Consider the following 8177-nt stretch of genomic DNA (forward strand, 5'->3'; position numbering starts at 1 on the left):
CGCTGTGAAACATCAAACTCGTCTCGTCCTCCCCCTGTTCGCCGCCGTGGCGATGCTCGTTCCGTCGCTCACCGCCGCGGAGAAGAAGGCCAAATTCACCGACTGGGATCTCGGCAAGGTCGCCTTCGGCGAGAAGCTCGGCCGCAAGGATACCAAGGGAAAAGTCGTGGTCCTCGAATACTGGGGCGTGAATTGCCCGCCCTGCATCGCCTCCCTGCCGCATCTCGCCGAGATGGACCGCGAGCACCGCGACGACGGCCTGGTCATCATCGGTGCCGAGTGCCAGATGAGCACCAAGGACCAGATGAAGCCGCTGCTTGAGAAGGCGAAGGTGGATTACACGATCGTGGAAGGCGCCGAGGGGCCGATCGAGGTCACCGCGATCCCCCGGGTTTTCGTGTTCGGCACCGACGGGATGCTGGTCTTCGACGGCAGGCCCTCCGGCCCGGAATTCGAGGAAGCGGTGACGAATGCGCTCGGCTCCAGCGCCAGCGAGGCGGAACCGGAAGTGGCCGCCAACCTGATCGAGCAACGCGACTGGACCAATGCCAGTGGCGGCCGCATCGAGGCGGCGGTGACCAAGGCCGACAGCAAGACGGTGACCTTCCTGATGGCGAACGGAAAAAGCGTCGACTACCCGCTCGCGAAGTTGTCCGAGGAATCGCAGAAGGCGATCGCCGAGGCCCTGGAGGCCGCCGACGCGGAGTAACCGGCTCCGGGCACCCCGTGCGGGCACCCGCCGCCCGGCGGCTAGACCACCGGGGCCATCCACACGAGGCGCACGGCATCGACGCGGACGCGGGCCGCGGCGATGATTGCCTCGAGCTGTTGCTCCTTCGCTTCCAGCGCGCGGATTTCCTCGGGGCGGACGTGGTCGTTGAGTTCGGCGAGGTCCTTGAGGCGGGCGATTTCGCCGCTCATCTCGGAGTGCATCGCGGAAAGGGCGTCGCGGACCACGATCTTGCTCTTCTCGGTGCCGAGCTCGCGCACGGCTTCGAGCATTGTCGGCAAGACCTTGCGTTTCACCGTTTCATTGCGCAGCAGGCTGGCCGGGTCGCCGCGCCGCAGCTTGGCCTTGGCGAGGGCGAAGTCCTGGGTCTGGTCGCCGCCGGTGTGGTCGACCGCGACCCTCAGCGGGGTTTGCGGCAGGTAACGCTCGACGTGCAGGTGGGCGGGAGCGACGCATTCCACGACGATCCACGCTTCCAGCAGCATCCGCTTGCCTTCGGGCGACTCCCACACGCCGAACGACGCATTGCCGGCTTCAGAGCCCAGCAGCAGGTCGAGCGCCCCGCGGACCATCGGGTGATCCCAGGTCAGGAAAGCTTCCTGTTCCCGTTCCAGCGCGCGCTGGCGGTCAAGGGTCACCGTCACGCCCTCGTTGGGGAGTGACGGGAAAGCATCGGACTTCAGGTTGCCGGGTAGCAGGAAATAGCGCCGCCGGCCGAGTTCCTCGATGTGCAGGCCGGCGTGCTCGAAGAGGCGCATCAGGAAGTCCTCGAAGGTCCCGTCGTTGTCCCAAGCCTGGATCTCCTTGACGATCTTGCCCGAGCGGTCGGCCCGGTTCGAGCTGCGCTCCAGCAGCCGGTCCTGGCCCTTGGCGAGGCGCTCGGAAATCTTTTCGCGGCACTGCCGGGTGGCGGTGATCAATTTCTTGAGTCCCGCCGGTTTCGCCATTGCCTGGTCGAGCAACGGCTGCATTTCGCGCTGGATCTCCGCGGCGCCCTGGGGGCTGGCGCGGAAGGCGTCCAGACCCTCCTCCAGCCAGCGGACGCGGACCTCGCCGGCGCTTCCCTTGAGGTAGGGGACATGGATCTGGATGGTGCCCTTCTGGCCGATCCGGTCGAGGCGGCCGATGCGCTGCTCGAGCAAATCAACGTCGTCCGGCAGATCGAACAGGACCAGGTGGCGGGCGAACTGGAAGTTCCGGCCTTCGCTGCCGATCTCGGAGCAGATCAGCACCCGGGCGCCGTCTTCGTCCGCGAAGAAGGCCGCGTTGCGATCGCGCTGCAGCAGGGTGAGGTCTTCGTGGAACAGGCCGGCATCGATGCCGGTGGCGTCCTTCAAGGTCGCCATCAGGGTCTCGGCGAGTTCGCGGGTCCGCGTGATCACCAGGATCTTTTCGCTCGCGGGCAGTTCGCCGAGGAGTTGGCTGAGCCATTCGACTTTCGCCTCCAGCTCGTCGTCGCCGGAAAGGGGCACCAGCAGCGGCTCGCGCTCGGGGAAGCCTCCCAGGTTGGCGCGGGTGTTGCGGAACATCACGCGGCCGACGCCGAAGCTGTCGAGCAGGTCCTGCAGCAGCTTCTCGCGGGCCTTGGCCCGCTCGTCGCGGAAATTCAACACCGCGATCTCGAGGCGCTCGCGGCCGGCGACCAGCTTTTCAAGGCGTTCGTCGACGTCGCCCTCGCCGGCGAGCGCCTCGACCACTTCGGCGGCTTCCTCGTAGTGGAGGGTCTCCTCGCGGTAGCGCCCGAGGTCGACGTAGCGGTCGGGGTCGAGCAACTGCAGGCGGGCGAAATGCCCCTCCGGTCCGAGCTGCTGCGGCGTGGCGGTGAGTAGCAGCAGGCCGTCGGTTTGCTCCGCCAGGGCGCGGACCATCTCGTAGGCCGGACCGGGCTGGCCGGGCGACCACTCGAGGTGGTGGGCTTCATCGACGACCAGCACGTCCCACCCGGCTTCGCGGGCCTGGGCGGCCCGCTGCTCGTTACCGGCGAGGAAATCCACCGCCGCCAAAACCCATTGGCTTTCCAGGAAGGGGTTGGCATCCGGATCGCCGTCCTCGATCGCCTCGCAGCGCTCCTCGTCGAACAGGTCGAAGGAAAGCTGGAAGCGCCGCAGCAACTCGACGAACCACTGGTGGATCAGCGGCTCGGGGACCAGGACGAGCACGCGCGAGGCACGGCCGGTCAGCAGCAGGCGATGGATGATCAGGCAGGCTTCGATGGTCTTGCCGAGGCCGACTTCGTCGGCCAGCAGCACCCGCGGGCGCGGCCGGTTGGCGACTTCATCGGCGATGAAAAGCTGGTGCGGGATCAGGTCGACGCGGGCGCCGGCCAGGCCGCGGGCGGGGGCGGAGCGCATTTCGGCACGCCGTTTCAAGGCCTCGCCGCGGAGGTCGAATTCGCCCGGATCGTCCAGCTTGCCTCCATAAAGGCGCTCCTCCGGCTTGCTGAAGCTCATCGAGTCGGACAGCTCGGCCTCGGTGACTTCGCCGTCGTCGGTTTCGTAGATCCTCAGCCCGGACTCCTCCCGGACATTCACCACGGACATCTCGGTACCCTCGTGGGTAATGATGCGGTCGCCAGGCAAAAACTTCACCCGGCGCAGCGGCGCGGATTCCAAGGCATAGCAGCGGTTCTCGCCGGCAGCGGGGAATACGATCTCCACGCGGCCCTCGGCGCCGCTCAGAATGATGCCGAGACCGAGTTCCGGCTCGCTGTCGCTGACCCAGCGCTGACCGCGCTTCCATGTGTTTTTTGCCATTCGGAAAAGGGCGCGCACCCTAGCGCCCGGGACCGACCGTGCAAGCCGGGTCTTGCCAGTGCCAGCAATTCCTCCCACACCTCGAGCCGACCATGAGGCAAATCCGCGATGATCCGACCCGCGCCCTGCTCCAGGCCCAGGGGCCCCTGCTCGGGTTGATCGCGGTGATGGTGGGGATTTTCGTCTTCCAATTGCTCGGCGAGCCCGGGTGGGACCGGCACTTCATGGTGATCCCCGGCGCGGTCACCGAAAGCTGGCACCATCTCCGCGGCGGCGAGGTGTCGGGGCTGGATCTCAAGGGCTTCGGGACCCTGCTGAGCTACGCGTTCCTGCATGCGGATGCCGAGCACATCCTCTACAACATGCTCTACCTGTGGGTGTTCGCAGGACTGGTGGCGGAGTTGCTGGGCCATCGATGGATGTTGCTGGTCTTCTTCGTCACCGCCCTGACCGGCGGGATCTTCCACACCGTGCTCAACGCGGATTCCTTCAACCCGATGCTCGGCGCTTCGGGCGCCGTGCTGGGTTTCGAGGGCGCGTATCTCGGCCTGGCGGTGCGGTGGCAGTTGCCGGATCCCCACATCTGGCCGATGGCGCGCCCGGTGGCGCCCGGACAGCTTGCCTTGCTGGGGGTGGTGGGGGTGGTCATCGACTACACCTCGCTGATGAGCCACGCGCCGGGGAACATTGCCTACGGCGCGCACCTGGGGGGCTTCGTCGGGGGGCTTTTGCTCGCCTCGCTGGCGGCGCCGAAGCCGCGGACCGCGAGGCGACGATACTAAGGACTGCCAAATGAATCTGGACTGATGGGCCTCAGGATGTTAGGGGAACCCCGCTATGAAACTGTTCACCCTAGTCCCCGTGGGCGCCGCCCTTGCGCTCGCGACCGTGTCATGTTCCAACATGACCTCCACCGCCTATGGCTACCAGGCCGCCGGCTACAGCCCGAACGAAGCCTATCACCGCGGTCTGGTCGATGGTCGCGGCGACAAGATCCACGGCCTCGCCTACGATCCGCACATCAACGAGGACCGCACTCTCCCGCGTGCCCATCGCAACGACTACCTCTGGGGGTACGTTGACGGCTATCGCGGTCGCTCGACTTACGGCAGCGGCAGCAAGTAAGCGCCGTCCGAGCGCCTCCGCAACAAGTCCGGCGCGCCGCCCGCGACCGGGCTGTTTTCGTGTACGCGGCCCGGGTTCTGACGGGCCGTTAGGGGGACGCAATTCAAGCTTGGAAGCGTCCGCTTTGCATGGCAAAGCAAGCGCATGACGACCCACCAGGAAGCCGCGGAGCAATTGCGCGTGATCCGCACGATGATGGAGCGCGCGACCATTTTCCGCGCCTTGTCCGGTGAAGCGGCGCTGTTGGGCGGGGCGATGTCGGTGGCCGCCGGCTGGCTGTCGGAGGGCAAGATCGGCTGGTCCTGGGGCGGGATCTGGATCGGCGGGCTGGGCATCGTGCTCTTGTTCGCGGTGTGGCAGTTGATGCGGCTGGCGCATTCCCATTCGCGGCCCTTGTGGTCCCACGGCCTGAAGGTCGCGCTGCGCGGTAGCCTGCCGCCGCTGGTCGCCGGCGGCTTTGTCGGCTTGCTTTACCTGCGGGGGGGCGGGCGATCGGCGGAGACGATCGCGGCCTGTTTTTGGATCATCCACTATGGCCTGGCGTTGCTGGCCATCCGCGAATTCGCGCCGAAATCGATGATTTGGCTCGGTCTCGCCTTCCTGGGCACCGGGCTGCTGGCCTTGTCGGCGAGCACCTTCGTCCAGTCCATGAACCCGCTGCTGGTCCGGCTCGGACCCTCCGGGTTGATGGCAGCCACGTTTGGCGGCTTCCACTTGCTGTACGGCGCGGCCATTGTCACCACCACCCGCCGCGACGGACCGGGCGCATGATCGATTTCAGCAAGCTCGACAAAACCATCCACGAGAAGGCGCGGCTCGGCATCATGACCTTGCTTGCCTCGCGGGTGGAGCCGTGGCCGTTTCAGGATTTCAAGGTGGAGCTGGAGATGAGCGACGGCAACCTGATCACCCACCTGCGGACGCTCGAGCAGGCCGGCTACATCGTGGCGGAAAAGCAAACCGGGGACGGGCGGCCGCAGACCCTGTATGCGCTGACGGCGCAGGGCCGGAAGGCCTTCGAGGACTACCTGGCGATCCTCGAGCAGATCCTCCATCTCGGCAAATGACCCGCACACGGTGGTCCGGGATGCTGCGACGGGCGGTGGCCGCGGGATTGGTCGTGGCGTGGGCCGGAATCCTTTGCCGCGGCCGGGACGGCTGGATTGGAGTGGCGATGATCTTCTACGCGACGCCTTGGTTGCTGCGGCTGATGGCCGGGCTGGCCGCGCTGCTGGTGTTGCGTCACCGGGGAATCCGGGTACTGGCGGCGGCATGCCTGGTGATCTCGATGGCCGAGGGCTGGCGTTCGTTCCGCCTCGACCGCTTGCCGGAGTCGGCGCCGGGTGCGCTGCGGGTGTCGGTCTGGAACACCGGACGCGACCTGCCGCGGATGCCAAGCGCCTGGTCGGGGGCGTCGGAGGCGGACGTGTCCGCGGTCATCGAGACCGGGACCTTCAGCCCGGACCGGTGGAGGGCGTTCGTCGCGGGGTCACCGGATCACCAGTGGCAACGGCTGGACGGCAGCACGATGATCGGCGTGCGCGGGAAAATCGTCTCCTGCGATTCCCTTGGCACGCACGACCTTTTCCGCTGCCACCGGATCCGGGTCGACCTGCCCGGGCGGGGCGAATTCACCGTGGTTGTGGCCGATGTCCGCTCCCAGCCGTGGATTTCCCGCGAGCAGGCGATCACGTCGATCGTCCGCGCGGCCGGTGATGATCCGCGGGCCATCATTCTCGGCGACTTCAACACGCCACCGGAGTCCACCTGGTACCGTGGGTGGCGCGACCGCGGATTTTCCCTCGCCAACGATGGCCCGCGCCGCGGATTCCGAGAGACATGGGCCTACGGCCTGCCGTTGTGGACGCTCGACCAGATCTGGCTCGGCCCGGGTTTGAAGGTTGCACGGACCGACCGCGCGAGGCCGGGGTCGGATCACGCGCGGGTCTTGTGCACGCTGGCACCGTGACGTCTTTCGGCTCGCCACCGCGGTGGCTGGACCCGGATGATTGGCGTCATGGGCGGGCCTTCTACCGACTCGCCCGATTCAAGACCTGACCGAATGAGGCCTGCGGAAACACGCAAACTCCGGATCCAAGCGCGGGGCACCATGCTGCTGGGCGTCTCGGCCGCGCTGGTGCTTGCCGGCCTGTGGCGTGTGGATGGAGCGATGGCGGCGTTGGGGTCGGCGGGACTTGTGTTGGCCGGGATCGGGGCGCTTGCGGCGAGGGCCAACCTGCGCGGGCTGGCGCTGGACCTCAGCGGTCCCCACGTCGCGGCGGTCGGCCAGCCGGCGAGGCTGCAGGTCAGCTTGGGCAACCCGCGCCACGGGCTGGACGCCTTCGGCATTCAAACCACCGTCAAGGTGCCCGGCAGCCCGGAATCCGGCAGCCACGCGGCCTGGGTGGCCGGCCGCTCGGCGGCGGACGTCGAGCTGCGGTGCGTGCCGGGGCAGCGTGGCGATCATGATCAGATCCACGTCGAGCTGAGCTCGGAGTTCCCCTGCGGCTTCTTCCGCGCCCGGCGCGTCTTGGCCTGTCCCCACCGGTTGCTGGTGTTCCCGCGGCCGCTGGTGCCGGTCGAGCTGCTTTCCAGCGGTGCCTGGGTCGATGACACGCCGCGCTCGGCGGTGGCGGCAGGCGAAGCCCAGGGGGAGCCGCGGGGATTGCGGCCATACCGTGCGGGCGACCCGGTGCGGGCGATCGCGTGGCCGGCGACCTTGCGGTCCCACGCACGGGGCGGCGGGCCGGTGGTGCGCGAGCTCGATCCCCCCGGATTCCACCCGCGGGAGGCGATCGTGTTGTTCCATTCCTGCGGTACCGAGCGCGCCTTGATTCGACCCGACCGCTTCGAGAAGGCGCTGTCGCTGGCATGGGGAGCCTTGAGGCACTTCCAGAGGCAGGGGATCCCGGTGCGCTTGGTGGCGGATTTCGATGGCTGGAAGCAACGCAAGGCCGGCAACCGCCGGCAGCTGGGTGCTTGCGGCGAATTGCTGGCGAAGGCATGGCGGGCCGCCGGGACCGAGGCCCATGAGGTCCAGGCGGTCCTCGCCGGCTTGGACGCCGCCACCGGGGTGTTGATCGTGTCGGACATGCCGCGGGCGTCGTGGGGTTCCTCGTTGCGGCCGACCGGTCCCTGTGTTGCGGTCGACATCGTGCACTACGAACCGAAGGCCCGGCCTGCGCGGGCGGGCACCAAACTTCATTTCGGGAATGCGTAGCCTGGCGTTCATCGCGACCCTGACGGGGGCCTACTTGCTCCTGCACGGCATGCCGGAGCGAATGCCGGGCTTGCTGCGCACCTGCGTGGCGGTGCTGGTGCTGGTGGCGGGCCTCGGGATGTGGGGGCGGCGGGTGCGGCCGGAAGGGGCCGCGGCGTCGAGCCGGCGCCCGACGGGGTGGCTCGACTACCTCGCGATCGGGATGACGGTGTTGGCCTTGGAGTTCGCGTTCGTGCTGTTCTTAAGCGCCGCGCCGGAGCCTCTCGAGTCCGTGGCCGTCCAGCTGGAAGCCTGGCTGCGGCCGGCCGCCGCGGCGGAACGGGAAGTGGCGTCGGGCGGCGGGGCGGCG

Annotated in this window: 9 protein-coding genes; 8 read left to right on the plus strand and 1 reads right to left on the minus strand. The window is 67.9% G+C overall.

Features of this window, described 5'->3' with window-relative positions; translation table 11 throughout:
- The first annotated feature begins 4 nt into the window (after nucleotides 1–4).
- Nucleotides 5–709, plus strand: coding sequence for a redoxin domain-containing protein (locus tag IG178_RS16730; RefSeq protein WP_193213719.1), 705 nt, complete (start codon nucleotides 5–7; stop codon nucleotides 707–709).
- A 41-nt stretch (nucleotides 710–750) separates the two neighbouring features.
- Here the strand turns inward: IG178_RS16730 and IG178_RS16735 are convergent, their stop codons facing one another.
- Nucleotides 751–3483 (minus strand): helicase-related protein, encoded by a 2733-nt coding sequence (locus IG178_RS16735; protein ID WP_193213720.1) that lies wholly within the window; start codon nucleotides 3481–3483, stop codon nucleotides 751–753.
- 92 nt (nucleotides 3484–3575) lie between these two features.
- Between IG178_RS16735 and IG178_RS16740 the strand changes: the two genes are divergently transcribed.
- From IG178_RS16740 to IG178_RS16770, 7 genes are all read left to right on the plus strand, one after another.
- Nucleotides 3576–4265 carry a rhomboid family intramembrane serine protease gene (locus IG178_RS16740; protein ID WP_193213721.1) on the plus strand — a complete coding sequence of 230 codons (690 nt, stop codon included), beginning with the start codon at nucleotides 3576–3578 and terminating at the stop codon, nucleotides 4263–4265.
- Between the two features lie 55 nt (nucleotides 4266–4320).
- Entirely contained in the window at nucleotides 4321–4608 is a 288-nt protein-coding gene (locus IG178_RS16745; RefSeq protein WP_193213722.1) for a hypothetical protein, read from the plus strand.
- A gap of 144 nt (nucleotides 4609–4752) precedes the next feature.
- Nucleotides 4753–5379: a hypothetical protein gene (locus tag IG178_RS16750; protein WP_193213723.1), complete on the plus strand. Its 627-nt coding sequence runs from the start codon at nucleotides 4753–4755 to the stop codon at nucleotides 5377–5379.
- Nucleotides 5376–5675, plus strand: coding sequence for a transcriptional regulator (locus tag IG178_RS16755; RefSeq protein WP_193213724.1), 300 nt, complete (start codon nucleotides 5376–5378; stop codon nucleotides 5673–5675). Before IG178_RS16750 ends, IG178_RS16755 begins: the two co-directional genes overlap by 4 nt.
- Entirely contained in the window at nucleotides 5672–6577 is a 906-nt protein-coding gene (locus IG178_RS16760) for an endonuclease/exonuclease/phosphatase family protein (protein ID WP_193213725.1), read from the plus strand. The genes IG178_RS16755 and IG178_RS16760 overlap by 4 nt, the downstream gene beginning before the upstream one ends.
- 141 nt (nucleotides 6578–6718) lie before the next feature.
- Nucleotides 6719–7828 (plus strand): DUF58 domain-containing protein, encoded by a 1110-nt coding sequence (locus IG178_RS16765; RefSeq protein WP_193213726.1) that lies wholly within the window; start codon nucleotides 6719–6721, stop codon nucleotides 7826–7828.
- Nucleotides 7821–8177 (plus strand): hypothetical protein (locus tag IG178_RS16770; RefSeq protein WP_193213727.1); only part of this gene is annotated, 357 nt, incomplete at its 3' end. The genes IG178_RS16765 and IG178_RS16770, both read left to right, overlap by 8 nt.

It is taken from the genome of Neoluteolibacter marinus (genome assembly GCF_014904755.1).
Classification (GTDB): Bacteria; Verrucomicrobiota; Verrucomicrobiia; order Verrucomicrobiales; family Akkermansiaceae; genus Haloferula; species Haloferula marina.

What these genes read in the sequence shown, in the direction of transcription:
- IG178_RS16765 (WP_193213726.1), top strand. Translation starts at nt 6,719, where the DNA reads ATGCTGCTGGGCGTCTCGGCCGCGCTGGTGCTTGCCGGCCTGTGGCGT.
- IG178_RS16750 (WP_193213723.1), top strand. Translation starts at nt 4,753, where the DNA reads ATGACGACCCACCAGGAAGCCGCGGAGCAATTGCGCGTGATCCGCACG.
- IG178_RS16735 (WP_193213720.1), bottom strand. Translation starts at nt 3,483, where the DNA reads ATGGCAAAAAACACATGGAAGCGCGGTCAGCGCTGGGTCAGCGACAGC.
- IG178_RS16740 (WP_193213721.1), top strand. Translation starts at nt 3,576, where the DNA reads ATGAGGCAAATCCGCGATGATCCGACCCGCGCCCTGCTCCAGGCCCAG.
- IG178_RS16760 (WP_193213725.1), top strand. Translation starts at nt 5,672, where the DNA reads ATGACCCGCACACGGTGGTCCGGGATGCTGCGACGGGCGGTGGCCGCG.
- IG178_RS16755 (WP_193213724.1), top strand. Translation starts at nt 5,376, where the DNA reads ATGATCGATTTCAGCAAGCTCGACAAAACCATCCACGAGAAGGCGCGG.
- IG178_RS16745 (WP_193213722.1), top strand. Translation starts at nt 4,321, where the DNA reads ATGAAACTGTTCACCCTAGTCCCCGTGGGCGCCGCCCTTGCGCTCGCG.